Origin of the sequence: Streptomyces sp. NPDC046866 (assembly GCF_040704625.1) — a bacterium.
Taxonomy (GTDB): domain Bacteria; phylum Actinomycetota; class Actinomycetes; order Streptomycetales; family Streptomycetaceae; genus Streptomyces.
In genome coordinates this window covers 618,552-642,983 of the sequence record NZ_JBEYXN010000001.1, presented here as the reverse complement: position 1 = coordinate 642,983, position 24,432 = coordinate 618,552, and the positions used below count along the sequence as shown (strand labels likewise).

General features: G+C 71.8%; 23 protein-coding genes and 1 pseudogene. 10 read left to right on the top strand and 14 right to left on the bottom strand.

Translation table 11 applies throughout. From position 1 onward, the window contains the following. Window positions 1-23 precede the first annotated feature (23 nt). The 6 genes from AB0953_RS02985 (at window position 24) to AB0953_RS02960 (ending at window position 4,991) form a co-directional block, all read left to right on the top strand. Window positions 24-1,886, top strand: coding sequence for a phosphatidylglycerol lysyltransferase domain-containing protein (locus tag AB0953_RS02985; protein WP_366857585.1), 1,863 nt, complete (start codon window positions 24-26; stop codon window positions 1,884-1,886). A 178-nt stretch (window positions 1,887-2,064) separates the two neighbouring features. Then, window positions 2,065-2,865 carry a dihydropteroate synthase gene (folP, locus tag AB0953_RS02980; RefSeq protein ID WP_366857674.1) on the top strand — a complete coding sequence of 267 codons (801 nt, stop codon included), beginning with the start codon at window positions 2,065-2,067 and terminating at the stop codon, window positions 2,863-2,865. Between the two features lie 40 nt (window positions 2,866-2,905). Then, window positions 2,906-3,352: a nuclear transport factor 2 family protein gene (locus AB0953_RS02975; protein ID WP_366857583.1), complete on the top strand. Its 447-nt coding sequence runs from the start codon at window positions 2,906-2,908 to the stop codon at window positions 3,350-3,352. Window positions 3,353-3,482: 130 nt separating this feature from the next. After that, complete coding sequence (gene folB, locus AB0953_RS02970; RefSeq protein WP_366857582.1) at window positions 3,483-3,842, top strand: dihydroneopterin aldolase; 360 nt, start codon at window positions 3,483-3,485, stop codon at window positions 3,840-3,842. After that, on the top strand, window positions 3,839-4,447 hold the full coding sequence (folK, locus tag AB0953_RS02965; protein WP_366857581.1) for a 2-amino-4-hydroxy-6-hydroxymethyldihydropteridine diphosphokinase: 609 nt from the start codon (window positions 3,839-3,841) through the stop codon (window positions 4,445-4,447). Before folB ends, folK begins: the two co-directional genes overlap by 4 nt. A 55-nt stretch (window positions 4,448-4,502) precedes the next feature. Then, window positions 4,503-4,991: a DUF3180 domain-containing protein gene (locus AB0953_RS02960; RefSeq protein ID WP_366857580.1), complete on the top strand. Its 489-nt coding sequence runs from the start codon at window positions 4,503-4,505 to the stop codon at window positions 4,989-4,991. Here the strand turns inward: AB0953_RS02960 and AB0953_RS02955 are convergent. From AB0953_RS02955 to dacB, 7 genes are all read right to left on the bottom strand, one after another. Beyond that, entirely contained in the window at window positions 4,988-5,404 is a 417-nt protein-coding gene (locus AB0953_RS02955) for a hypothetical protein (protein WP_366857579.1), read from the bottom strand. The genes AB0953_RS02960 and AB0953_RS02955 overlap by 4 nt on opposite strands. A gap of 2 nt (window positions 5,405-5,406) precedes the next feature. Beyond that, window positions 5,407-6,012 carry a GTP cyclohydrolase I FolE gene (gene folE / locus AB0953_RS02950; protein WP_366857578.1) on the bottom strand — a complete coding sequence of 202 codons (606 nt, stop codon included), beginning with the start codon at window positions 6,010-6,012 and terminating at the stop codon, window positions 5,407-5,409. A 109-nt stretch (window positions 6,013-6,121) separates the two neighbouring features. After that, a complete protein-coding gene (gene ftsH, locus AB0953_RS02945) occupies window positions 6,122-8,143 on the bottom strand; it encodes an ATP-dependent zinc metalloprotease FtsH (protein ID WP_366857577.1) in 2,022 nt (673 codons plus the stop codon). 219 nt (window positions 8,144-8,362) lie between these two features. Continuing rightward, a complete protein-coding gene (hpt, locus tag AB0953_RS02940) occupies window positions 8,363-8,923 on the bottom strand; it encodes a hypoxanthine phosphoribosyltransferase (protein ID WP_361909368.1) in 561 nt (186 codons plus the stop codon). 65 nt (window positions 8,924-8,988) lie between these two features. Further along, window positions 8,989-10,041, bottom strand: coding sequence for a tRNA lysidine(34) synthetase TilS (gene tilS / locus AB0953_RS02935; RefSeq protein WP_366857576.1), 1,053 nt, complete (start codon window positions 10,039-10,041; stop codon window positions 8,989-8,991). Window positions 10,042-10,245: 204 nt separating this feature from the next. Beyond that, a complete protein-coding gene (locus AB0953_RS02930) occupies window positions 10,246-11,391 on the bottom strand; it encodes a zinc-dependent metalloprotease (RefSeq protein ID WP_366857575.1) in 1,146 nt (381 codons plus the stop codon). A 65-nt stretch (window positions 11,392-11,456) separates the two neighbouring features. Further along, a complete protein-coding gene (gene dacB, locus AB0953_RS02925) occupies window positions 11,457-12,896 on the bottom strand; it encodes a D-alanyl-D-alanine carboxypeptidase/D-alanyl-D-alanine-endopeptidase (RefSeq protein WP_366857574.1) in 1,440 nt (479 codons plus the stop codon). Window positions 12,897-13,094: 198 nt separating this feature from the next. Here dacB and AB0953_RS02920 point away from each other — a divergent pair, with 198 nt between their 5' ends. From AB0953_RS02920 to AB0953_RS02910, 3 genes are all read left to right on the top strand, one after another. Next, complete coding sequence (locus tag AB0953_RS02920) at window positions 13,095-13,586, top strand: inorganic diphosphatase (protein WP_114058390.1); 492 nt, start codon at window positions 13,095-13,097, stop codon at window positions 13,584-13,586. 261 nt (window positions 13,587-13,847) lie between these two features. Further along, window positions 13,848-15,503: a threonine/serine exporter family protein gene (locus AB0953_RS02915; protein ID WP_366857573.1), complete on the top strand. Its 1,656-nt coding sequence runs from the start codon at window positions 13,848-13,850 to the stop codon at window positions 15,501-15,503. 74 nt (window positions 15,504-15,577) lie between these two features. Beyond that, a complete protein-coding gene (locus AB0953_RS02910) occupies window positions 15,578-16,120 on the top strand; it encodes an aminoglycoside adenylyltransferase (RefSeq protein WP_366857571.1) in 543 nt (180 codons plus the stop codon). 131 nt (window positions 16,121-16,251) lie between these two features. On the opposite strand, the pseudogene AB0953_RS02905 reads toward AB0953_RS02910, so the two are convergent. The 6 genes and pseudogenes from AB0953_RS02905 to AB0953_RS02880 all read right to left on the bottom strand — a co-directional run. After that, window positions 16,252-16,884: pseudogene (locus AB0953_RS02905) on the bottom strand (VTT domain-containing protein); the annotation flags it as partial. A 167-nt stretch (window positions 16,885-17,051) separates the two neighbouring features. Next, window positions 17,052-17,810 carry a MerR family transcriptional regulator gene (locus AB0953_RS02900; RefSeq protein ID WP_366857570.1) on the bottom strand — a complete coding sequence of 253 codons (759 nt, stop codon included), beginning with the start codon at window positions 17,808-17,810 and terminating at the stop codon, window positions 17,052-17,054. 77 nt (window positions 17,811-17,887) lie between these two features. After that, window positions 17,888-18,400, bottom strand: a complete 513-nt coding sequence (locus AB0953_RS02895; RefSeq protein WP_366857569.1) for a DinB family protein — start codon at window positions 18,398-18,400, stop codon at window positions 17,888-17,890. A 93-nt stretch (window positions 18,401-18,493) separates the two neighbouring features. Beyond that, window positions 18,494-20,572 (bottom strand): penicillin-binding protein 2, encoded by a 2,079-nt coding sequence (gene mrdA, locus AB0953_RS02890; RefSeq protein ID WP_366857568.1) that lies wholly within the window; start codon window positions 20,570-20,572, stop codon window positions 18,494-18,496. Between the two features lie 104 nt (window positions 20,573-20,676). After that, window positions 20,677-22,134, bottom strand: coding sequence for an aldehyde dehydrogenase family protein (locus tag AB0953_RS02885; RefSeq protein WP_366857567.1), 1,458 nt, complete (start codon window positions 22,132-22,134; stop codon window positions 20,677-20,679). 86 nt (window positions 22,135-22,220) lie between these two features. Continuing rightward, window positions 22,221-23,099: a helix-turn-helix transcriptional regulator gene (locus AB0953_RS02880; protein ID WP_366857673.1), complete on the bottom strand. Its 879-nt coding sequence runs from the start codon at window positions 23,097-23,099 to the stop codon at window positions 22,221-22,223. 344 nt (window positions 23,100-23,443) lie between these two features. Here AB0953_RS02880 and AB0953_RS02875 point away from each other — a divergent pair, with 344 nt between their 5' ends. After that, window positions 23,444-23,980, top strand: coding sequence for an ATP-binding protein (locus AB0953_RS02875; protein ID WP_366857566.1), 537 nt, complete (start codon window positions 23,444-23,446; stop codon window positions 23,978-23,980). A gap of 183 nt (window positions 23,981-24,163) precedes the next feature. Here AB0953_RS02875 and AB0953_RS02870 read toward each other — a convergent pair whose 3' ends face one another. Next, window positions 24,164-24,379, bottom strand: a complete 216-nt coding sequence (locus AB0953_RS02870; protein WP_360631634.1) for a DUF397 domain-containing protein — start codon at window positions 24,377-24,379, stop codon at window positions 24,164-24,166. Between the last annotated feature and the right edge of the window lie 53 nt (window positions 24,380-24,432).

Here is a 24,432-nt window from a genome sequence, read left to right as displayed (position 1 = left end):
CTCTCGCGGAGCAACGGGAAGCGATGTCTAGCAGGATAGATGGCGATAAGTCGGGACAGGTTCCGAGCGGGGTGCGCCGAATCTTCCGAGGACCACGACCGGAGTCGGTGCCGGCCCTGGTCGGCACGGCCGTCACGGTCGTCGGCCTCCTCGACGTCGCGGCGGGCGTGTTCCCGCGCTTCCGGCACAGCCGGATCCACGCCCTGACCGAGGTGCTGCCCGGCTCGCTGGGCCCGTTCGCGGCCGCCCTGTCGATCAGCGCGGGCGTCCTGCTGCTCCTGCTCGCCCACGGCCTCAAGCGCCGCAAGCGCCGCGCCTGGCGGGCCGCCGTCGTCCTGCTGCCCGCAGGAGCGGTCGCGCAGTTCACGTACCGGCACTCCGTCATCGGCGTGGTCATCGCCGCCCTCCTGCTCGCCCTGCTCGTCCGCCACCACGGCGAGTTCAAGGCACTGCCCGACCCGCGCAGCCGCTGGAAGGCCCTCGCCAACTTCGTGCTGATGAGCGCCGGATCCATCGGCCTCGGCCTGGTCATCGTCAACTCCCACCCGGGGCGTGTCGTCGGCCATCCGGGTATTTACGAGCAGATCACCCACGTCGTGTACGGCCTCTTCGGCTTCGAGGGCCCGGTCGACTACGCCGGACGGGTGTCCTGGACCGTCGGCTACTCCCTCGGCGCGCTCGGCCTGCTGACCGCGCTCACCACCATCTACCTGGCGCTGCGCCCCGAGCACCCGGCCGCCCGGCTCACCGCCGACGACGAGGCCAAGCTGCGCGAGCTGCTCGCCAAGCACGGCGCCCGCGACTCCCTCGGCCACTTCGCGCTGCGCCGCGACAAGGCCGTCGTCTTCTCGCCCAGCGGCAAGGCCGCCGTCACCTACCGCGTCGTCTCCGGCGTGATGCTCGCCTCCGGCGACCCGATCGGCGACGTCGAGGCCTGGCCCGGCGCCATCGAGCGGTTCATGGCCGAGGCCAAGGCCCACTCCTGGACCCCCGCCGTCATGGGCTGCAGCGAAACCGGCGGCGAGGTCTGGACCCGCGAGACCGGCCTGGACGCCCTCGAGCTCGGCGACGAGGCGATCGTCGACGTCAAAGACTTCTCGCTGACCGGCCGCCCCATGCGCAACGTCCGCCAGATGGTCAAGCGCATCGAGCGCAACGGCTACACCACCAAGGTCCGCCGCGTCGCCGACCTGACCGAGGAGGAGCTGGAGCAGGTCCGCGGCGCCGCCGAGGCCTGGCGCGGCACCGACACCGAGCGCGGCTTCTCCATGGCACTGGGCCGCGTCGGCGACCCCGACGACGGCGACTGCATCATCGCCACCGCCCACCGCACCGAGGAGGGCGACACCAGCCCCTTCGGCGACCTCAAGGCCATCCAGCACTTCGTGCCCTGGGGCAAGGACGGCATGTCGCTGGAGCTGATGCGCCGCGACCGCGCCGCCGACCCCGGCATGAACGAGCTGCTGATCGTCGCCTCCCTGGAGGCCGCCCCCGGCCTGGGCATCGAGCACGTCTCGCTGAACTTCGCGATGTTCCGCTCCGCCCTCGCCCGCGGCGAGAAGATCGGCGCCGGCCCGGTCCTGCGCGCCTGGCGCAGCCTGCTGGTCTTCCTGTCCCGCTGGTTCCAGATCGAGTCGCTGTACAAGTTCAACGCGAAGTTCCGCCCCCGCTGGGAGCCGCGCTTCGTCGTCTTCCGCACCACCCGCGACCTGCCCCGCATCGGCTTCGCCGCCATGCAGGCGGAGGGCTTCGTCACCCTGGCCCTGCCCCGGCTCTTCGCGAGCCGCCGCGGGCCCAAGCCGGCCCGTACCTGCGCCCACACCCACCTGAGCACCGCCGTTCCGGCCCAGGCGGCGGCCGAGCAGCGCGAGGTCCGGGCCGCCTGACGGGCGCGCCACCGGACCCGCCACCCGACGGGACGCCGCATGCGGGGCCCCGGCAGCCGACAGGCCGCCGGGGCCCCGCCGCATCCGGCAGCCCTACCCTGGGACCATGAACAACACGCACGGGGCCGCCGGCAGGGGCCGGATCGCAGGCCTGCCGGAATGGGACCGCTGCGGGGTCATGGGCGTCGTCAACGTCACCCCCGACTCCTTCTCCGACGGGGGCCGCTGGTTCGACACCACCGCCGCCGTCAAGCGCGGCCTCGACCTCGTCGCCCAGGGCGCCGACCTCGTCGACGTCGGCGGCGAGTCCACCCGGCCCGGCGCCACCCGCGTCGACGAGGAGGAGGAGCTGCGCCGCGTGGTCCCCGTCGTGCGGGGCCTGGCCTCCGAGGGCGTCACCGTCTCCGTCGACACCATGCGCGCCTCCGTCGCCGCACAGGCCGTCGCCGCCGGCGCCGCCCTGGTCAACGACGTCAGCGGCGGGCTCGCCGACCCCGGCATGATCCCGGCCGTCGCCGCCGCCGAGGTCCCGTTCGTGGTGATGCACTGGCGCGGCTTCAGCGCCGACATGAACCGCCTCGCCGTCTACGGCGACGTCCTCGCCGAGGTCACCGCCGAGCTGCGCACCCGCATCGACGCCGTCACCGCCGGCGGGATCGCCCCCGAGCGGATCATCGTCGACCCCGGGCTCGGCTTCGCCAAGAACGCCGAGCACGACCTCGCCCTGGTCGCCCACCTCCCCGAGCTGCGCGCCCTCGGCTTCCCGCTGCTGGTCGCCGCCTCGCGCAAACGGTTCCTCGGCCGGGTCCTGGCCGGCGGCGCCGGCGGCACCCTGCCGCCCGCCCGCGAGCGCGACGCGGCCACCGCCGCCGTCTCGGCCATCGCCGCGCACCAGGGCGCCTGGGCCGTACGGGTCCACGAGGTACGCGCCACGGCCGACGCGGTTCGGGTGGCCCGCGCGGTGGAAGGGGCCTTGTGACCGGGCCCGCATCCCGGGCCCGTACCGCCAGGGAAGGGGCATGGTGAGCCGAACCGACATCGAAGCGGTCGAAGAGGCCAACACGGCCTTCTACGAGGCCATGGAGCAGGGGGACTTCGACGCGCTGTCGGCGCTCTGGCTCGAGGACGAGATCTCCTGCGTGCACCCCGGCTGGCCCGTGCTGACGGGCCGCGGCGAGGTGCTGCGCTCGTACGCGCTGATCATGTCCCACACCGACTACATCCAGTTCTTCCTGACCGACACCAAGGTCAGCGTCCTCGGCGACACCGCCCTGGTCACGTGCACCGAGAACATCCTCAGCGGGGGCCCCGCCGAGGACGGCGGAGAGCTCGGCCCGCTCGTCGGCCAGCTGGTCGTCGCCACGAATGTGTTCATCCGCACATCCGGCGGCTGGCGCCTGTGGTCCCACCACGGTTCTCCCGTGCTGACCGAGTCCGACGAGGACGAGGACGAGGCCTCCGACTGACCCCTACGACGAGGCACGGCCGCTTTCGCAGGTAGATTCGAAGACGGACGACGCCGACCGCACTCGGCGCAGGACCATGGATCCGGGGAGTCCCGGACCGCATGCACCTACGAAAGCAGGAGTGATTCGCGTGGATCGTGTCGCGCTGCGCGGCCTGAAGGCTCGCGGGCACCACGGCGTCTTCCCCCGGGAGCGCGAGGAGGGCCAGACCTTCATCGTCGACCTCGTGCTGCACATCGACGCGCGCCCCGCCGCCGCGGACGACGACCTGGCCAAGACCGTCCACTACGGCGTCGTCGCCGAGGAGGTCGTGGACGTGGTGCAGGGCGAGCCCGTGGACCTGATCGAGACCCTGGCCGAGCGGATCGCCCAGCAGTGCCTGAAGCACGAAGCGGTCGCCGAGGTGGAGGTCGTCGTGCACAAGCCGGACGCCCCCATCACCGTCCCCTTCGACGACGTGACCATCACGATCACCCGGAGCCGCGCGTGAACAACGGACAGAACGCCCAGAGCGACCCCACCGTCCAGCCCGTCCCCGCATCCGTCGTCGAGGCCGTCGACGCGGCCGACGTCACCCTCTCCAACCCCAAGTGGGCCGTGATCGCGCTCGGCGCGAACCTGGGCAACCGCATGGAGACCCTCCAGGGAGCCGTCGACGCGCTCGGCGACACCCCCGGCGTGCGGGTCAAGGCCGTCTCCCCCGTCTACGAGACCGAGCCGTGGGGCGTCGAGCCCGGCTCGCAGCCCTCGTACCTGAACGCGGTGGCGCTGGTGAAGACCACCCTGCCGCCGTCCTCCCTGCTGGAGCGCGGCCACGCCATCGAGGAGGCCTTCGACCGCGTCCGCGAGGAGCGCTGGGGGCCGCGCACCATCGACGTCGACATCGTGTCGTACGCCGACGTGGTCTCGGCCGACCCGGTCCTGACCCTCCCGCACCCCCGGGCCCACGAGCGCGCCTTCGTCCTCGCCCCCTGGCACGACGTGGACCCCGAAGCGGAGCTCCCCGGCCGCGGGCCCGTCGCCGCCCTGCTGGCCGGAATCGGCCTCGCCGGCGTCACGCCGCGCCCGGACCTGGAACTCCGCCTCCCCGAGTAATCGTTAGCGTGTGGTCTGCGGACCACACACGATGCAGGAAGCGGGGAACGGGGACGTGAAGCAACTGAGGCCGGCGGTCCTGGCCGGGATCTTCGCCGTGGCCGGAGTGCTGTCCTGGGCGGGAGCCCGCCTGTGGAACGCCTACGGGACGCTGCCGGGCGTCCCGCTGGCCGCGCCGGTCGTGCTGGGCGCCATCGCGGTCGTCCTGCTGGCCACGGCCCTCTCCCTGCGCGCCCGCCTCAAGGCCCAGCGCGAGCGGCGCCCCGGAGCCAAGGGCGTGGAGCCGCTGATGGCCGCCCGCGCGGTCGTCTTCGCCCAGTCCAGCGCCCTGGTCGCGGCCCTCGTGGCGGGCCTGTACGGCGGCGTGGGGGTCTTCCTCCTCATCGACGGCCTGGAAGTGCCGGCCCGCCGGGACCAGGCCTGGTACGCCGGCTTCTCGGTCCTCGCAGGCGCCGCCGTCATCGCCGCCGCCCTCTTCCTGGAGCACGTCCTGAAGCTCCCGGAGGACGACGACACCACCCCCCACTCCCCGGCCCGCGCCTAGGCGGTCTCGGGCGCGTCGGGGACGAGCTGCTGCCACAGGGGGCGCTCCAGCAGGTTCGCGTCCTCCCAGAGGGCGAGCTCCAGCTCGCTCAGGTACCCCCCGCCCCAGGCGAAGACCAAGGCCTCGCCGAGCAGTCGGCCCGAGGGCGCCCGCACCAGCCGGGACGCCACGACCGGGCCGTCCCCGCCGGGCGGCGCCGGCGGGGCTGCCCCTTCGTCCACCTTCAGGTACACGCTCCCGCACGGGCAGGTGCAGCCCGGCGCCATCCGGGTGTGCGGCAGCTGCGCCCGGTAGGCGCGGTGGGCCTCGGTGTCCTCGCGCAGGACCAGCTCCAGGGTGCGCCGCACGTCCTCGCTCAGCGGCGCCCAGACCGGCTCGCCCCCCGGCCGGCCCGGGGCTCCTTCCGGGACCACCGTCAGCGGGCCATTATCAGGCTCATCGCCTCGTTGCGGGTGGCGGAGTCGCGGAGCTGGCCGCGGACCGCCGAGGTGGTGGTCTTGGCGCCCGGCTTGCGGATGCCGCGGACCGACATGCACATGTGCTCGGCCTCGACGACGACGATGGCGCCCCGCGCCTCCAGGATCTCCATCAGGGAGTCGGCGATCTGCGTGGTCAGCCGCTCCTGCACCTGCGGTCGCCGCGCGTACACCTCGACGAGGCGGGCCAGCTTCGACAGTCCGGTGATCTTGCCGCTCTCGGCCGGGATGTAGCCCACGTGGGCGACTCCGTGGAACGGAAGCAGGTGGTGCTCGCAGAGCGAGACGATCTCGATGTCCTTCACGAGGACCATCTCGTCGTGTCCGAGGTCGAACGTCGTCGTCAGGACGTCCTCGGGCTTCTGCCACAGCCCCGCGAGGATCTCCCGGTACGCCCTCGCCACACGCGCCGGCGTCTCCAGCAGGCCCTCGCGGTCCGGGTCCTCGCCGACCGCGATGAGGAGCTCTCGGACGGCGGCCTCGGCCCGCTTCTCGTCGAACACGCCGATCGTGCCCTCGCCGTCCAGGGTCACTGGGTCGGTCATCTGTGCCTCGTTCCTGTCTGCGCTCACACGGGCATACGAAAATGCCGCGCCCCCCAGGCTAGAACCTGGGGGGCGCGGCATTCATTCCGGGCCGGGTGCCGGCCGCCCGCTACTCGGCGCGGTCCTCCGGGGCGGGGTCCTTCTCCACCGACACGGCCGAGGCGGCCGCGGAGGTGCCGTTCGCCGAGTTCGTCAGCTGGAGCTCCTTGGGCGAGAGCACCGGCGGACGGGTCGACGGGGTGCGGTGGGCGGAGCCGGTCCACGCGGGGCGGGCCGGGCGCTTGACGACCGTCGAGAAGATCTCGGCGATCTCCTCCTTGCCCAGCGTCTCCTTCTCCAGGAGGGCCAGGACCAGGTTGTCGAGGACGTCGCGGTTCTCGACCAGGATCTCCCAGGCCTCGTTGTGCGCGGTCTCGATGAGCTTCTTGACCTCTTCGTCGACCAGCGCCGCGACCTCTTCCGAGTAGTCCCGCGGGTGCGACATCTCGCGGCCCAGGAACGGCTCGGTGTTGTCGCCGCCGAACTTGATCGCGCCGAGGCGCTCGGTCATGCCGTACTGCGTGACCATCGCCCGGGCCGTGGCCGTGGCCTTCTCGATGTCGTTCGCGGCGCCCGTGGTCGGGTCGTGGAAGACCAGCTCCTCGGCCGCGCGCCCGCCCAGCATGTACGCGAGCTGGTCGAGCATCTCGTTGCGCGTGGTCGAGTACTTGTCCTCGTCGGGCAGGACCATGGTGTAGCCCAGGGCCCGGCCGCGGGACAGGATCGTGATCTTGTGGACCGGGTCCGAGTTCGGCGAGGCCGCCGCGACCAGGGCGTGGCCGCCCTCGTGGTACGCGGTGATCTTCTTCTCGCGGTCCGACATGATCCGGGTCCGCTTCTGCGGGCCCGCCACGACGCGGTCGATCGCCTCGTCGAGCATGTGGTTGTCGATCAGCTTCCGGTCCGAGCGGGCGGTCAGCAGGGCCGCCTCGTTCAGCACGTTGGACAGATCGGCACCGGTGAAGCCGGGCGTGCGCCGGGCGACGGCCGCCAGGTCGACGTCCGGGGCGACCGGCTTGCCCTTCTGGTGGACCTTGAGGATCTCCAGGCGGCCCTGCATGTCCGGCCGGTCGACGGCGATCTGCCGGTCGAAGCGGCCCGGGCGCAGCAGCGCCGGGTCGAGGATGTCGGGCCGGTTCGTGGCGGCGATCAGGATGACGCCGCCCTTCACGTCGAAGCCGTCCATCTCGACCAGGAGCTGGTTCAGGGTCTGCTCGCGCTCGTCGTGGCCGCCGCCGAGGCCCGCACCGCGGTGCCGGCCGACGGCGTCGATCTCGTCGACGAAGACGATCGCCGGGGCGTTGGCCTTGGCCTGCTCGAACAGGTCGCGGACGCGGGAGGCGCCGACACCGACGAACATCTCGACGAAGTCGGAACCGGAGATCGAGTAGAACGGGACGCCGGCCTCGCCGGCGACGGCGCGCGCCAGCAGGGTCTTGCCGGTGCCGGGCGGACCGTACAGGAGCACGCCCTTGGGGATCTTCGCGCCGACGGCCTGGAACTTCGCCGGCTCCTGCAGGAACTCCTTGATCTCGTGGAGCTCCTCGACGGCCTCGTCCGAGCCGGCGACGTCCGCGAACGTCGTCTTCGGGGTGTCCTTGGTGATCAGCTTGGCCTTGGACTTGCCGAAGTTCATGACCCGGGAGCCGCCGCCCTGCATCTGGTTCATCAGGAACAGGAAGACGACCACGATGAGGACGAAGGGCAGGAGCGAGAGCAGCACGCTCAGGAACGGGCTGGTCTTGTCCGGGGCGACCTCGTACCCGCCGGGGATCTGGCCGGCCTCGTACTTGGTCTGGAGGTTCTGGGCGAGCTGGACGCCCTGGTCCCCGATGTAGTTGGCCTGGAACTTCGAGCCCGACTTCTGGCCGAGCTTCTCGTTCTTCTTGAGGTCAATCTTGATCATCTGGCTGTCGCCGGTGGTCAGGCGCGCCTGCTCGACCTGGCCACTGTTGATCGCCTTGATGACCTCGCTGGTGTCCACCGACTTGTAGCCGCCGCCACCGCCGACGACATTCATCAACACGACCACGGCGAGGACGGCCAGCACGATCCACATGACCGGCCCACGGAAGTATCGCTTCACGTCCATCCATACGGGGCGCCGGGCGCCCCGTCCCTCCTGCCCGTAGGTAAATGCTGCTGCGAGTAAAGACTGTTCTTCGGACTGTTCTTCGGAATCTACCCCTGTATTGTCACCCGCGGCCCCGTGGGACGGCTGACAGAACTGCTTCCCCCTGCTCCAACGGCGGGAATCGTTCCAGGGTTCCCCTGCGGGGGCCCCGATCGGGACCCCCGTGCACGGAGTGCGTCAGCCGCCGTAGACGTGCGGGGCGAGGGTGCCGACGAACGGCAGGTTGCGGTACTTCTCCGCGTAGTCGAGGCCGTAGCCCACGACGAACTCGTTCGGGATGTCGAAGCCGACCCACTTCACGTCGATGGCGACCTTCGCGGCGTCGGGCTTGCGCAGCAGCGTGACCACCTCGAGGGAGGCCGGCTGGCGGGAGCCCAGGTTCGACAGCAGCCAGGACAGGGTCAGGCCCGAGTCGATGATGTCCTCGACGATCAGGACGTGCTTGTCCTTGATGTCGGTGTCGAGGTCCTTCAGGATCCGCACCACGCCGGAGGACTGGGTCCCGGCGCCGTAGGAGGACACCGCCATCCAGTCCATGGTGAGCGGGGTGGACAAGGCGCGCGCCAGGTCCGCCATCACCATCACGGCGCCCTTGAGGACACCGACGATGAGCAGGTCCTTGCCCGCGTACTCCGCGTCGATCTTCGCGGCCAGCTCGGCCAGCTTCGCGTCGATCTCTTCCTTGGTGATGAGCACCGACGCCAGGTCGTTGCCCATGTCCTTCTCGTCCACCCGCATCACTTTCGTTGTCGGCCGGGACTCCGGGGGTGCCCCCGGAGGACTCAGCCGTGTTTCAGCACCAATCAGCCCTGCCGGATGACAAGTCTGCCACCCTGGCGCTGGGCCTCCACCCGGCCGGGCAGGTTGATGGCCCCCTGGCCGCGCCATCCGGTGATGAGCCGGTCGACTTCCTCGATGTGGCGGGCGAAGAGGGAGCCTGCGGGGGATCCCGCGGCCACGACGGCGCGGCGCAGGACGCGCCGGCGGACGGCGGGGGGCAGGGCGTAGAGCTTGGCGCACTCCAGGCGGCCGTCCGCGTCGCGCACGCCGGCCTCGGCCTCGGCGGCCCAGGCGTCGAGGGCGTCGGCGTCGTCGCGGGAGAGCCGGGCGGTGCGGGCCAGCGCCTCGACGACCCCCTTGCCCAGCGCCTTCTCGAGGGCGGGCAGTCCCTCGTGGCGGAGCCGGGAGCGGGTGTAGGCGGGGTCGATGTTGTGCGGGTCGTCCCAGACGGGCAGGGACTGGACCATGCAGGCCTTGCGGGCGGTCTGCCGGTCGACCTGGAGGAAGGGGCGCCGGTAGCGGTGGGTGCGGCCGGTGGCGCCGGAGACTTCGGCCATGCCGGACAGGGACCGGATGCCGGAGCCGCGGGCGAGGCCCAGCAGGACGGTTTCGGCTTGATCGTCGCGGGTGTGGCCGAGCAGCACCGCGGCGGCGCCGAGCCGGTCGGCGGCCTCGTCCAGGGCGGCGTAGCGGGCGTCGCGGGCGGCGGCCTCGGGTCCGCCCTCGCGGCCGACGCGCACGGCGACGGACTCCACCGGGTCCAGGCGGAGGGCGGTCATGCGGGCGACGACCTCGGCGGCGCGCAGGTCCGACCCCGCCTGGAGGCCGTGGTCGACGGTGATCCCGCCGGCCCGGATGCCCAGCTTGGGCGCCTCGAAGGCGAGGGCGGAGGCGAGGGCCATGGAGTCCGCGCCGCCGGAGCAGGCGACGAGGACCAGCGGCGGGGCGCCCTCGGCGGCGGCGCCGCGGCCGGTGGGCCGCTCGCCGGCGGGCCGTTCGGTGAGGTCGGTCAGGACGTCGTGGAGAACGCGGCGGACCGCCAGGCGTATCGCCGCGACCGCAGGATGGGGACCCATGTCCGGTGCCCTTCGGTGGAGTTCGGATGCCTCTGAAGGCTCGGAGGCTCGGCGCAGCCCCTACGAGAGGGGGTTGTCACTCAGAGTGCGTCGATGGTGACAGAACCGAGCCGTTCCCTGAGCATCGCACGCCCTTCCACGCCCCACGGTCCCTCGGACGGGTGACGCTTCTTCCCCCAGTGAGACATGTTTACGCCCCCTGGGTCACTCCCCTTCGCTCGGTTCGCTCCCCCTGCGGTGCACGCGCGCCACCCAGTCCGCGGGGCGGGCGATCTCGGCCCTGGTGGGCAGCGTGTTCGGGGAGGTCCACACCCGGTTGAAGCCCTCCATGCCGACCTGGCCGACGACGGCCCGCACGAAGCGCTCGCCGTCGCGGTACTGGCGCAGCTTGGCGTCGAGGCCGAGCAGCTTGCGCAGGGCCGCGTCGAGGCGGCCCGCGCCGCTGGCCCGGCGCTGCTGGAACTTCTCGCGGATCTCGGCGACGGAGGGCACGACCTCGGGTCCGACGCCGTCCATCACGAAGTCGGCGTGGCCTTCGAGCAGGGACATCACGGCGGTGAGGCGGCTGAGGACCTCGCGCTGCTCCGGGGTCTGGACCAGCTCGACCAGGGAGCGGCCCTCGTCGCCGTGTTCGGAGTCGGGGCGGGCGCCGGCGAAGGACTGGGCGGCCTCGCGCAGGCGCTCCAGGAGGGCGGCCGGGTCCATCTCGGTGGCGCCGAGGAAGGTCTGGATCTCGCCCTCGAGGTGGTCGCGCAGCCAGGGGACGGCCGTGAACTGGGTGCGGTGCGTCTCCTCGTGGAGGCAGACCCAGAGCCGGAAGTCGTGCGGGTGCACCTCCAGCTCGCGCTCGACGTGGACGATGTTGGGTGCGACGAGCAGCAGCCGGCCGCCGGCGGCGGGCGAGCCGGGCAGGTCGCGGCCGAGCGGGGCGAAGGTCTCGTACTGGCCGAGGACGCGGGAGGCCAGGAAGCTCAGCAGCATGCCGACCTCGACGCCGGTGACCTTGCCGCCGACCGCGCCGAGCACGGCCGCGCCGGGGGTGCCCGCGCGGCGCTCCTGCATCTTGCCGAGCAGCGGCGCGAGGAGCTCGCGGAAGCCCGCCACGTTGGCCCGGACCCACCCGGGCCGGTCGACGACCAGGACGGGGGTGTCGGGGACGGCGGCGCCCTCGGGGATCATCCGGGTGAACTCGCGGACGTGGCGCTCGGAGGTTCTGGCATGCCTGCGCAGCTCCGCGACCACGGCCCGGGCCTCGTCACGGTTGACCTCCGGGCCCGGCCGGACCAGCCGGGTCGCGGTCGCCACCGCGAGGTTCCAGTCGACCATCTCCGCACCACCGATGCTCGTCATGCGTCAACGGTACGTGGACCAGCGCCGATGCGGATCCCCTGCGGAGGCCCCGGTGTGCCCGCGCCTCACCGCGGCGCGCCGGCCACGGCGGCCGCGAGCTTGTCCAGTCCCTTCTCGGCGGCCCCCGCGTCCGGCGCGTTCGCGGTGAGGAAGGCGAAGGCGAGCAGTCGGCCGGAGGGGTCCACGACGGTGCCGGAGAGGGAGTTCACCCCGGTCAGCGTGCCCGTCTTGGCCCGGACGAGCCCGGCCGCCGGGGAGCTGCCGGCGTTGCGGGCGCGCAGGGTGCCGGTGAAGCCCGCGACGGGCAGCCCGGTGAGGACGGGCCGCAGCTCGGGGTGGTGCGGGTCGGCGGCCTTGGCCAGCAGCCCGGTGAGCAGGCCGCTGCTGACCCTGTCGGCGCGGCTGAGGCCGCTGCCGTCGGCGAAGCGGGAGCCGGCCACGTCCACGCCGAGGGCGGCGAGGCGGTCCGCGACGGCCTTCTCGGCCCCCTCGAAGCTGGCGGGCTGCCCCGAGGCGAGGGCGGTCTGCCGGGCGAGGGCCTCGGCGATGTCGTTGTCGCTGTTGGTCAGCATCCGCTCGACGAGTCCGGCGACCGGTGTGGACAGGGTGGCGGCCAGCGGCGGGGCGCCCGGGGCGGGCTTGGCCCGCACCGGGTCGGCGGTGACCTTGATGCCGCGTTCCTTCAGCAGCTCGGCGAAGGAGCGGGCGGTCTCCGCGGCCGGGTCCTCGACCCGGTCGACGGGGCCGTGGGTGGAGTCGTCGGGGCGGCCCTCGTCGGCGGCCAGGGGCGTCACGAGCGCGATGTTGGCGTTGACGCCGATCGGGTGGCGGGCGGCCCCGGTGTAGAGGGAGTCGTCGTAGCCGAGGGCGACGGAGTCGGTGCCGGCGGCCTTGAGGGCCTGCGCGGTGTCGGCGGCGAGCGCGACAAGGCTGCCGCCGGATCCGGCGGGGCTCTTCTTCTTGGCGGTCAGGGAGGGGTCGCCGCCGCCGACCAGGACGATCCGGCCGGGCTCCGGGCCGGCCGCCACGGTGGTGCGGATGCGGTGCTCGGGGCCGAGGGCGGCCAGGGCGGCCGCGGCGGTCGCGATCTTGATCGTGGAGGCCGGGGTCATCGGCTCGCGCGGCCCGGACTCGTAGAGCACCTGCCCGGTGGCGGCGTCCACCACGGAGGCCGTGCGGACGCTGCCCAGCGCGGGATCGGCCAGCAGGGGCCGCAGCAGCTCGGCCAGCCTCGCGGGATCTCCGGCCGTGTCGGGGGCCGCGGCCTTGCGGAGCCCGCCGGAACCGATGCCGGCGAGCACGCCGGGAGCGCTCGGCGCGGCCTGGGGCAGGGGGCCGGCGCCGTGATCTGCGCCACCCGTCAGCCCCCAGGAGGCGGCCCGGTCCCGCTCGGCCTTACGCTGGCCGGAGTCCCAAGGACCGGCGGCGGACACCGCCGCCACCGACAGGGCGAGACCGGCGACGGTCGACCCCGCGATGAGCTGCCACGTCTTGACCAATGGCACCTCGGACCAGCCCCTTTCGCGATCACACACATGCGTGAGGGACACTTAACCACTGCGTCTTGCCGCGAGCATGGCACCCCACCCGGCTGGGGGTACCTCCCCAGCGGTAGCCGGGGGAGGGCTGGGCCGGACGCGCTACCAACTCGGAGCACATCACGCTCCGGCACAGGGCCGGAGCTGATCATGGAGGAGCAGGACGTGGAGTTCGACGTCACCATCGAGATCCCCAAGGGTTCGCGGAACAAGTACGAGGTGGACCACGAGACCGGCCGGATCCGTCTGGACCGTCGTCTGTTCACCTCCACCAGCTACCCGACGGACTACGGCTTCGTCGAGAACACCCTCGGCGAGGACGGCGACCCGCTGGACGCGCTGGTCATCCTCGACGAGCCCACCTTCCCGGGCTGCCTGATCAAGTGCCGCGCCATCGGCATGTTCCGCATGACGGACGAGGCGGGCGGCGACGACAAGCTGCTGTGCGTGCCGGCCTCCGACCCGCGTGTCGAGCACCTGCGCGACATCCACCACATCTCGGAGTTCGACCGCCTGGAGATCCAGCACTTCTTCGAGGTCTACAAGGACCTGGAGCCGGGCAAGTCGGTCGAGGGCGCCAACTGGGTCGGCCGCGCCGAGGCCGAGGCCGAGATCGAGCGCTCCTTCAAGCGTCTGCAGGAGCAGGGCGGCCACTGAGCGCCCGCGCTCCCCGGCTGCCGGGCGCCGCGGAGCGCCCGCGCTCCCCGGCTGCCGGGCGCCGCGCCGCTGAGCGCCTGAGCCCTGAGCGCCGGGAGCCCTGAGCGCCGGGAGCCGCTGAGCACCTGTACCGCCGAGCGGGCGGCACCCCATGCGGGGGTGCCGCCCGCTCGCGTGCGTCGGGCTCCCCAGGAGCTTGGTCGCCACGGATGAAACGATTCCGCATACTGATACCCGGGCCGGTCAGGGACGGGAGGACGCGTGGCGGAGGACGGGGAATCCGGCGGCACGGAGGACCGGAAGCCGGTGTCCGACGAGGCGCACAGCGCCTTCGCGCCGCCGCCCGGGACGGAGCCGGAGGCCGGCGGCGACGAGCAGCCGACCTCGGAGTTCACGGTGCCGCAGGGGCTGCCGGTGCTCTCCGGTCCGGAGCCGGAGGGCTCGGCGTTCACACCCCCGGCCACCTACAGCGGCCGGCAGTCGCCGCCCGCCCACGTGCCCGGCCACGGCCTGCCCCTCGCGCCGCTGACGGAGTCCCCCTGGCAGGACCGCATGCGCACCATGCTGCGCATGCCGGTGGACGTCCGGCCGGTGCCCGAGCCGGTGCAGAAGCACGGCGAGGGCGGACCGGCCGTGGGCCGCGTCCTCGACCTGACCCTGCGCATCGGCGAGCTGCTGCTCGCGGGCGGCGAGGGCGCCGAGGACGTGGAGGCCGCGATGTTCGCCGTGGCCCGCTCTTACGGGCTCGACCGCTGCGAGCCCACCGTCACCTTCACCATGCTGTCGATCACCCACCAGCCCTCCCTGGTGGACGACCCCGTGTCGGCGAACCGGACCGTGCGCCGCCGCGGCACCGACTACACCCGCCTGGCGGCCGTCTTCCGGCTCGTGGACGACATCAGCGCGCCCGAGGTCGAGGTCTCGCTCGAGGAGGCCTACCGGCGGCTCGCCGTGATCCGGCGCAACCGGCACCCGTACCCCAGCTGGGTCCTCACGGCCGCCGCCGGTCTGCTCGCCGGGGCGGCCTCGGTCCTCGTCGGCGGTGGTGTGACCGTCTTCTTCGCAGCCGCGATCGGGGCCATGCTCGGCGACCGGCTGGCCTGGCTGTGCGCCGGGCGCGGGCTGCCGGAGTTCTACCAGTTCGTCGTCGCCGCCATGCCGCCCGCCGCAATCGGCGTGGCCCTGTCGCTGTCCGACGTCAACGCGCTCGCCTCCGCGGTGATCACCGGCGGGCTGTTCGCGCTGCTGCCGGGGCGGGCCCTGGTCGCGGCCGTGCAGGACGGTCTGACCGGCTTCTACATCACCGCCTCGGCCCGCCTGCTGGAGGTCATGTACCTCTTCATCGGCATCATCATGGGTGTCCTGGTCGTGCTGTACCTCGGGCTCCAGCTCGGCGCCGCGCCCCGGCCCGAGGAGGCCCTCCAGATCACCCAGCGGCCTCTGATCCAGATCGCCGCCTCGATGCTGCTGGTGTTCACGTTCGCGATCCTGCTCCAGCAGGAACGGTCCACGGTGTGGATCGTCACGCTGAACGGCGGCGTCGCCTGGGTCACCTTCGGGGCCCTGCACTACGCGGGCGGCATCCCCCCGGTGCCCTCCACGGCCATCGCCGCCGGGCTCGTCGGCCTGTTCGGCCAGCTCTTCTCCCGCTACCGCTTCGCGTCCGCGCTGCCGTACGTGACCGCCGCCATCGGCCCGCTGCTGCCCGGCTCGGCGACGTACTACGGGCTGCTCCTGATCGCCGAGAACCAGCTCAACAAGGGACTGGGCTCCCTGACCAACGCCGCCGCGATCGCCCTGGCCATCGCCATCGGCGTCAACCTCGGCCAGGAGGCGTCCCGGCTGTTCATGAAGATCCCGGGCGCCGCGAGCGCCGCCAGCCGCCGCTCCGCCGCCAAACGCACCCGCGGCTACTAGGACCTGCCGCCCGGCGCCGCCCGCGCCGGGCGAAATCCGGATGCCGGCCGGAGGCTGCCGCGTAGCCTGCGCTGATGGACACCGAGCGCACCGCACTCCAGCTGCGGCTCATCGCCGACACGGGGGAGGCCGCCGAAGCCGCCGGGGCGCAGGTGTGGCTCCGCGGAGGCTGGGCCATGGACTTCTTCCTCGGCGAACCCACGCGCGACCACGAGGACCTCGACTGGTTCACCTGGGCCGCACACGCGCCCCGGCTGGCGGCGGAGCTGCTGCGCCGCGGCCACGAGCCGCTGCCCGGCCCGCCTCCTGACCAGCAGCTCGACTTCGTGCGGGACGGTGTGGCGAGCCAGTTCGCCCTGCTGGACCGGGACCGCGCCGGGCGGGTCGTGGTCGCCGGCGGCCCTTGGGCCGGAGAGCCCTGGCCGGATGGCATGCTCGACGCCCCGCCCGCTTCCCTCGGGGCCGTGCGGTGCCCGATCGTCAGCCCCGCCGCCCAGATCGAGATCAAGCGGATGACCCCGGTCTGGGTGCCGGGGCTGCCGCGGCGGCCGAAGGACGCCGAGGACATCGCCCGGCTGGAGGCGGCCCTGCGCGCACAGGACGCCCAGGCCCGCTGACACCGGCCTCGGACGCGCCTGCGCCCCGGGACCGCAGGGGCTCCGGGGCGCAGGGGGGGTGTGGGCGGGTTCGGGAGGGGTCAGCGCTTGGCGTGGCGGCGGCGCTCGCCCGGGGCCGGGACACCGGCGGCGCCGGCCCCGGCGGCCCTGGCCTCCTTGCGGGCCTTGAGGACCTCGAAGGCCACGGGGATGAGGGACAGCAGGACGATCAGGACGAGGATCGCCTCGACGTTGTCCTTGATGACGGTGATCTGGCCGAGCCAGTAGCCGGCGATCGTGATGCCGGCGCCCCAGGCGACACCGCCGATGATGTTGTACGTCAGGAAGGTGCGGTACTTCATCGAGCCGGCGCCCGCGACCATCGGGCCGAAGGTGCGGATGATCGGCACGAAGCGGGCGAGCACGATGGCCTTCGGGCCGTGCTTGTCCATGAACTCGTGCGCCTTGTCCAGGTTCTCCCGCTTGAAGAGCTTCGAGTTCGGCCGGTTGAAGAGCTTCGGCCCGAAGAACTTGCCGATCATGTAGCCGACCTGGTCGCCGACGATCGCGGCGGCCGCGATCAGGGTGCACACCAGCCACAGCGGCTGCTTGATGTACTCGCCGTTGGCGACCAGCAGGCCCGCGGTGAACAGCAGCGAGTCGCCGGGCAGGAAGGCGAAGAGGCCCGATTCCGCGAAGACGATGACCAGGATGCCGATCAGGCCGAAGTGCGAGATCAGATAGTCCGGGGACAGCCATTCAGGGCCGAGCGCAAGCGTGTACACGGGTGCGGGTCTCTCCTGGATCGGGGGGCGTCCGCGGGGGTGGAGGGGGGTGGGGCGGACGAAGGGGATCGTCTCAATTATCAACGCACTCGGCCACCACCCGGTTCCAGGTACCGGATGGCGGCCGGGGAGGGCTGCCGGGCGCAGGGGCCCGGCGGGGCCCCGTGCTAGGCGTTGCGGGCGGCGTTCGCCACGATCGCGTCCCGCAGGAACACGGCGAGGCCCGGGTGGATGGCCTCGTAGAACGCGGCGAACCGCTCGTCCGACACGTACATCTCACCGAGGCAGGTGTGCATCTCGTACGCGCAGGTGTAGTGGTTCCGGTTGAGCCAGCCGCGGTGCTCCTCGGCGAGGTCCATGGCCGCTTCGGAACCGGCGGCTGCCCCGGAGTCCATCAGGGCGGCGAGGCGGCCGTGGATCCCGTTGGCCTCCTCCGTGATCCGCTGCCAGTCCTCCTTGGTGTACGAGGCCGACCGGCGGGCGGACTCCTTGTACTGCTCGGTGTCGCCCCAGCGCTCCTGCGCCTCCGCGGCGTACTGGTCGGGGTCGAAGTCGCCGAAGACCTCGAACTTCTCCTCGGGCGTGAGGTTGATGCCCATCTTGTGTGCCTCCATGGCGTGTTCCACGGCCTTGGCCATCTGCCGGAGCCGGTCGATCCGGTCGGACAGGAGGGCGTGCTGCCGGCGCAGGTGCTCCCTCGGGTCCGCGTCCGGGTCGTCCAGCAGGGCCGCGACCTCTTCGAGGGGGAAGCCGAGCTCCCGGTAGAACAGGATCTGCTGCAGCCGGTCGAGGTCGGCGTCGTCGTAACGCCGGTGCCCCGCCCCGCTGCGGCTGCTCGGACAGAGCAGGCCGATCTCGTCGTAGTGGTGCAGGGTGCGCACCGTCACCTTGGCGAATCCGGCGACCTGTCCCACGGAGTAGCTCATGGCTTCCGCCCTTCTTCTTCGGTACGCCACCGACTGTGCCGCCTCACGTTGCGTGAGGTGCAAGTCGTCCCCGAGGGCTATCCCATGGCCTTGGTGCCGTCCAGGGACTCGCGGATGACGTCCGCGTGGCCCGCGTGGCGCGCGAACTCCTCCACCAGGTGCAGCAGCATCCAGCGCATCGAGACCTTGCCGTTCTTGGGGAACCAGGGCGCCTCGGGCAGCGGGAACGTCTCGTCGAGGCTGGGCAGCGCCCGGACGAAGTCCGTCAGCTCCGCCGTGACCCCGTCCCAGAAGGCCTGGATGGCGGGGACGGTCTCGTCCCCGACGAGGCGGAAGGAATCGCCCCAGGTCTCGGGGGTGCGCTGGATCTCGTTCTTCCGCTGCTGCGCCATCCGCAGCCAGCCCAGCTCGACCTCGGCGACGTGCTTGAGCAGCCCGGACAGGGACAGCTCGCTGGCGCTGGGCCGGCTCGCCGCCTGCTCCTCGGTGAGCCCGGCCAGCGACTCGCGGATCGCCGTGCGCTGGGCTTCGACGAAGAGCAGGAGCGTGCCGCGCTCGTCGCCCGCGATCTCTTCGGAGAGGTGAGCCATGACCAACCGCCTTTTCTGTGGGTCGTCCCGCTGACACGAACCACACTACGGAGGATTGAGGTCAGGGCGTGTCCTAAATGCCCGGGGGCGCGGTCAGTTCGCACCGTCCGGGCGGATGGCCGGCAGCTGCGTCATCGGCTGGGGCAGCAGGGCCTTGGAGAGGTCCTGGGCGCCCTTCTCGTCGAGCCCGTACATCGCCTCGTAGATGTGGCGGACGGCCGGCCCGGAGGCGCCCGAGCCGGTGCCGCCCTGGGAGATGGTCATGACGATGGCGTAGTCCTCGGTGTACGAGGCGAACCACGAGGTGGTCTGCTTGCCCTGGACCTCGGCGGTGCCGGTCTTGGCGTGCATCGGGATCTGCTTCTGCGGCCATCCGCCGAACCGCCAGGCGGCGCTGCCGGAGGTGACCACCGAGGCGAGCGCCGCGTCGATGTCGTCGCGCAGCTCCGCGTCCATCGGCAGCCGGCCCTGCTCCTTCGGGGCGATCTCCTTGACCGAGGTGCCGTCCGCGCTGACCACCGCCTTGCCGATGGTGGGCTGGTGCAGCATGCCGCCGTTGGCGATGGCCGCGTAGACGGAGGCCATCTGGATCGGGGTGACGAGGGTGTCGCCCTGGCCGATGGAGTAGTTGATGGCGTCGCCCTCGCGCAGCTGGTTGCCCTGCCGGCAGTTCTCGTACGCGATCCTCTCGGCGTAGCTGCCGTCCTTCTTGCCGTCCCGGCACCAGGCGGCCTTGTTGGCCTCGAAGAAGTCCTTCTTCCACTGGCGGTCGGGGACCCGGCCGTTCACCTCGTTGGGCAGGTCGATGCCGGTCGCCTTGCCGAGGCCGAACTGGCGGGCGGTCTTGAAGAACCAGTCGGCGGGGTCCTTCTTCGGGTTGATGCCGCCGTCCTTCTTCCACTCCTGGTCGGCGATGGCGTAGTAGACGGTGTCGCAGGAGACCTCCAGGGCGCGGCCGATGGTGATGTCGCCGTAGCCCTGGGACTCGAAGTTGGTGAAGGTCTGGCGGCCGACCGAGTACGAGCTCGGGCAGCCGTAGCGGCCGTTGAAGGGGTATCCGGCGTTGACCGCGGCCGTGGAGGAGACCACCTTGAAGATCGAGCCGGGGGCGGCCTGGCCCTGGATGGCCCGGTTGAGCAGCGGGTAGTTGGAGTCCTTGTCGGTGAGGGCCGCGTAGTCCTTGGCGGAGATGCCGCCGACCCAGGCGTTGGGGTCGTAGGTCGGGTTCGAGGCCATCGCGACCACCCGGCCGGTCTTGGCCTCCATGACGACGACCGCGCCCGCGTCGGCCTCGTAGTTGCGGTGGGTGTTCTTGTCGTACCCCTTGCGGGCCTCGACCATCGCGTTGTTCAGCTCGCGCTCGGCGACCGCCTGGACGCGGGCGTCGATCGAGGTGACGAGGTTCGCGCCGGGGACGGGCTTGTCGGCCTGGGCCTGGCCGATGACCCGCCCGAGGTTGTCCACCTCGTAGCGGGTGATGCCGGCCTTGCCGCGCAGCTCCTTGTCGTACGTGCGCTCCAGGCCCGAGCGGCCCACCTGGTCGGAGCGCAGGTAGGGCGAGTCGGTCTTCTTCGCCTTGGCGATCTCCGCGTCGGTGACCGGCGAGAGGTAGCCGAGGACCTGGGAGGTGTTGGCCTGCTCCGGCGCCGGGTAGCGGCGCAGGGCGGTGGGCTCGGCGGTGATGCCGGGGAACCGCTCGGCGTGCTCCCTTATCTCCAGGACCTGGTCGGTGGTGGCCTCGTCGGTGATGGGGATCGGCTGGTACGGGGAGCCGTTCCAGCACGGCTTGGGGGTCTTGGCGTCGCACAGCCGGACGCTGTTGACCACGTCCTCGGGCTTGAGGCCGAGGACCCCGGCGAGGCGGGTGAGGACTTCCCTGCCCTTGTCCTTCATCTTGCTGAGGTCGGTACGGCTCGCGGAGACCACCATGCGCGTCTCGTTGTCGGCGAGCGGAACCCCGCGGGCGTCGAGGATCGAGCCGCGCACGGCGGGCTGGACGACCTGCTGGACGTGGTTGTTCTTCGCCTCGTCCGTGTACTCCTGGCCGTTGCGGATCTGCAGGTACCACAGGCGGCCGCCCAGGGTGAGCAGCAGCGAGAAGACGACCACCTGGATGACCACCAGGCGGTTCTGGACCCGGGGCGTGCGCCCCGTCTCCGGAATGTTGCTCAACTCGAAACTCCCCCGAAGCGCTGCCCGCCGCCGACTCCGCCGAGTCTAGAGCGACCGGTGGGGCGAGGGGGGCGGAGGGGGAAGCGGAACGGGCCCGCAGGCGGTCAGAAGGGGAAGCTGCTCCGGCCGTGCTGGACGGAGATCCACTTCTGGGTGGTGAAGGCCTCCACGGTTGCCTCGCCATTGAGCCGGCCCAGCCCCGAGGCCTTCTCCCCGCCGAACGCGGCGAGCGGCTCGTCGCCGATGGTGGAGTCGTTGACGTGCATCATCCCGGTCTCGATCCGCTGGGCGAAGCGGACGCCGCGCTCCACGTCGCCGGTGTGGACGGCGCCGCTGAGCCCGTACGGGGTCGCGTTCGCCATCCGTACGGCCTCCTCCTCGCCGTCGAAGACCACCAGCAGGGCGACCGGGCCGAAGATCTCCTGGCCGAGCAGCGGGGAGTCCTCGGGGATCCCGGCCAGCACGGTCGGCTCGACGAGGTTGCCGCGGGTGGACCCGCGGACGAGGGCCTGCGCGCCGGAGGCGACGGCCTGGTCCACGAGGGCGGTCAGTGCGTCGGCCTGGAAGGAGTTGATCAGGGGGCCGATGTGGGTACCGGCCTCGCGGGGGTCGCCGGTGTTCAGGGCCCGGACGCGGGCGGTGAACTTCTCGGTGAACTCCTCCGCGACGGAGGCGTCGACCAGGATCCGGTTGGCGGCCATGCAGACCTGGCCCTGGTAGACGAAGCGGCTGAAGACGGCCGCGTCGACGGCGTAGTCGATGTCGGCGTCGTCGAGGACGACGAGGGCGCTGTTGCCGCTGAGCTCCAGGACGGTCCGCTTGAAGTGCCGGGCCGCGACCGCGCCGACGTGGCGGCCGACGCGGTCGGACCCCGCGAAGGAGATCACCTTGGGGACCGGGTGCGTCAGGAGCGCGTCGCCTATCTCGGCTATGTCGGTGACCAGCACGCCGAGCAGCCCGGCCGGCAGGCCCGCGTCCTCGAAGATCTTGGCGATGACCCCGCCGCCGATCACGGGCGCGTTCTGGTTCGGCTTGATCACGACGGCGTTGCCGAGGGCGAGGGCCGGGGCGACCGACTTCAGCGTGACCAGGAACGGGAAGTTGAAGGGGCTGATCACGGTCACCACGCCCACGGGGAGCCGCTGGACGCGGCTCTCCTTGCCGGGGACCGGCGAGACCATGATCCGGCCCTCGGGGCGCACCGCCAGCTGCATCGACTCGCGCAGGAACTCCTTGGCGAGGTAGATCTCGTACTCGGCCTTGGACCGGGTGCCGCCGAGCTCGTCGATCATCGCCTCGACGAGCTCCTCCTGGCGCTCCTCGGTGATCCGCAGGGCCCGCTCCAGGACGGCACGTCTGGCGTAGGGGCTGGTCGCGGCCCACTCCTTCTGGGCCCGCTCGGCCGCGCGGTAGGCCTCGTCCACCTGCTCCACGGTGGCCACGGTGATGGCCGCGAGCTTCTCCCCGTTGTAGGGGTTGACGTCGATGATGTCCCACGATCCGGTACCGGCCAGCCACTTGCCGTCGATGTACTGGTGAGCCAGGTCCTCGAATATGGACATGCCATCCCTTACTGCGAGCGCGCACCCGTGCGCTGCACCGGAGACCGATCGGTCATGCACTGATCAGACGTCATACTACGTGCGAATCAAGACAGTTGGAGGAGTCCGCGCAGAAGATCCCGGGTCTGGCCGGGGTCCGGGCAGTCGGCCTGCAGCCGCGCCATCGCCCGCTCGTACTGCGCCACTTCCTCGTCCTTGTCGAGGTAGAGGGCGCTGGTGAGCTGTTCCAGATAGACGATGTCCTGCAGGTCGGACTCGGGGAAGCGCAGCAGGGTGAAGGCACCGCTCTCGCCGGCGTGGCCGCCGAAGGAGAACGGCATCACCTGGAGCTGCACGTTGGGCCGCTGGGAGACCTCGATCAGGTGCTCCAGCTGGCCGCGCATGACGTCGCGGTCGCCGTACGGGCGGCGCAGGGCGGCCTCGTCGAGGACGGCGTGGAAGACCGGTGCGCTCTCGGAGACGAGCACCTTCTGCCGCTCCAGGCGCAGCGCGACGCGGCGGTCTATCTCGGCCTGGGAGGCGCCGGGCATGCCGCGGCTCACGACGGCCTGGGCGTAGGCCTCGGTCTGCAGCAGGCCGTGGACGAACTGCACTTCGTAGATCCGGATGAGCGAGGCGGCGCCCTCCAGCCCGATGTACGTCTGGAACCAGCCGGGCAGCACGTCGCCGTAACTGTGCCACCAGCCCGCCGCGTTGGCCTCGCGGACGAGCCCCAGCAGGGACTCGCGCTCCGCGCCGTCCGTGACTCCGTAGAGCGTGAGGAGGTCCTCCACGTCTCGTGCCTTGAAGCTCACCCTTCCCAACTCCAAGCGGCTGATCTTCGATTCGGATGCGCGGATCGAGTAGCCGGCCGCTTCACGGGTGATGCCGCGGGATTCTCGGAGTCGCCTGAGCTGCGAGCCCAGGAGGATGCGGCGCACCACGGAACCGCCTGCCTCTGCGGTCACTAGTCCTGCCCTCCCCATCGCCATGGATACGCGTGGTCTGCGCGTGTGCTGCGTCGCTGGGCCCCCGAACCCCAGGCACCGCAGTCTGCCACCAAAACGCATCGGCCCGTACTCGTTCTGTAACGGAATCCGGGCGACCGCAGAAGAAGTCCGTAAGCGTGCGTAGGAAGAAATGAGCAAGAACCATCACGGGAGGGGACAGGTCCGGCGCGTGCACGTGCATCTGCCCTTGCATCCAGCTTCTGCATTCGGAACGATGGTGCCGCGCACCTGCGTGCTCTTCGCGCCGGCGCCGGACCCACCCCGCTGTTCTTTCTGGACGCACACCGCCGCTCCGTCCGCGAATCCCGGGAGTGCCTCGCATGGGGACGAATGGATCGACCATGCTCGAGCCGTTACGGCAGGGGCTGCCCCCGGTCGACCCCACGGCTGTGTCCGGGTCTGCCTCCTGCGCCCTGCCCGCCCGCTTCGAGGCGGTCCGCGGCGCCCGCTCGTTCACCCGCTCGACGCTGGCCCAGTGGGGCCTGGACGAACGCTTCGACGACGTGGCCCTGGTCGTGTCCGAGCTCGTCACCAACGCGCTGCGCCACGGCCTGCCGGGCGAGGCGCCGAGGTCGGGGGCGGGGGCCGGGGGCGGGGCCGGGGCAGGTGAGCCGGAGGCCACGGTCCGGCTGCACCTGATGCGGTGGAGCTCCCGCCTGGTGTGCGCGGTGCGCGACCCCAGCGAGGACCGGCCGGGCGGATCCTTCGAACCGGAGCGCACCCAGGAGAACTGCGACCTCGAGTCGGGGCGCGGGCTCTTCCTGGTGGACGCGTACAGCGACAGCTGGGGCTGGCACCCGCTCGCGGGGCGGCTGACCGGCAAGGTCGTCTGGGCGCTGTTCATGCTCCGCGACTGAGCGGGCCACGGCGGCGGACGGACGCCGGCGCCCGCCGCAGACGCGGCGCGCATACCGCAGGAACACGACGACTGGCCGGGACCGATCTGTGTGATCGTTCCCGGCCAGTGCACGTGCATGGCTTGATCAGTGGCACGGTTCCTGAGTGGTGCGAGTCCGCTCCCCTCCGCTCCCCTCCGCTCCTCAGCTGATCAGGTGGTCGAACTCGCCGTCCTTGACGCCCAGCAGCAGCGCCTCGATCTCGGCCGGCGTGTAGACGAGTGCCGGTCCGTCAGGAAAGCGCGAGTTGCGCACGGCGACAGCGCCTCCCGGCAGTTTCGCGAACTCCACGCAGGAACCCTGCGAGTTGCTGTGTCTGCTCTTCTGCCAGGTCACTCCGTCGAGTTCTGCAGCTGCCATCCCGTTGTACGCGTGGTCCACAGGAAGCCCCCGATAGTGCAGATGTCAACTCC

Bases quoted from the DNA above. Each gene is read 5' to 3' on its own strand.
- AB0953_RS02885 (WP_366857567.1), bottom strand. From the start codon at position 22,134: ATGTCCATATTCGAGGACCTGGCTCACCAGTACATCGACGGCAAGTGG.
- AB0953_RS02895 (WP_366857569.1), bottom strand. From the start codon at position 18,400: ATGGCTCACCTCTCCGAAGAGATCGCGGGCGACGAGCGCGGCACGCTC.
- AB0953_RS02930 (WP_366857575.1), bottom strand. From the start codon at position 11,391: ATGACGAGCATCGGTGGTGCGGAGATGGTCGACTGGAACCTCGCGGTG.
- AB0953_RS02910 (WP_366857571.1), top strand. From the start codon at position 15,578: ATGGACACCGAGCGCACCGCACTCCAGCTGCGGCTCATCGCCGACACG.
- tilS (WP_366857576.1), bottom strand. From the start codon at position 10,041: ATGGGTCCCCATCCTGCGGTCGCGGCGATACGCCTGGCGGTCCGCCGC.
- AB0953_RS02870 (WP_360631634.1), bottom strand. From the start codon at position 24,379: ATGGCAGCTGCAGAACTCGACGGAGTGACCTGGCAGAAGAGCAGACAC.
- AB0953_RS02975 (WP_366857583.1), top strand. From the start codon at position 2,906: ATGGTGAGCCGAACCGACATCGAAGCGGTCGAAGAGGCCAACACGGCC.
- AB0953_RS02985 (WP_366857585.1), top strand. From the start codon at position 24: ATGTCTAGCAGGATAGATGGCGATAAGTCGGGACAGGTTCCGAGCGGG.
- ftsH (WP_366857577.1), bottom strand. From the start codon at position 8,143: ATGGACGTGAAGCGATACTTCCGTGGGCCGGTCATGTGGATCGTGCTG.
- AB0953_RS02875 (WP_366857566.1), top strand. From the start codon at position 23,444: ATGGGGACGAATGGATCGACCATGCTCGAGCCGTTACGGCAGGGGCTG.
- folP (WP_366857674.1), top strand. From the start codon at position 2,065: ATGGGCGTCGTCAACGTCACCCCCGACTCCTTCTCCGACGGGGGCCGC.
- AB0953_RS02900 (WP_366857570.1), bottom strand. From the start codon at position 17,810: ATGAGCTACTCCGTGGGACAGGTCGCCGGATTCGCCAAGGTGACGGTG.
- hpt (WP_361909368.1), bottom strand. From the start codon at position 8,923: ATGCGGGTGGACGAGAAGGACATGGGCAACGACCTGGCGTCGGTGCTC.
- AB0953_RS02880 (WP_366857673.1), bottom strand. From the start codon at position 23,099: ATGGGGAGGGCAGGACTAGTGACCGCAGAGGCAGGCGGTTCCGTGGTG.
- folE (WP_366857578.1), bottom strand. From the start codon at position 6,012: ATGACCGACCCAGTGACCCTGGACGGCGAGGGCACGATCGGCGTGTTC.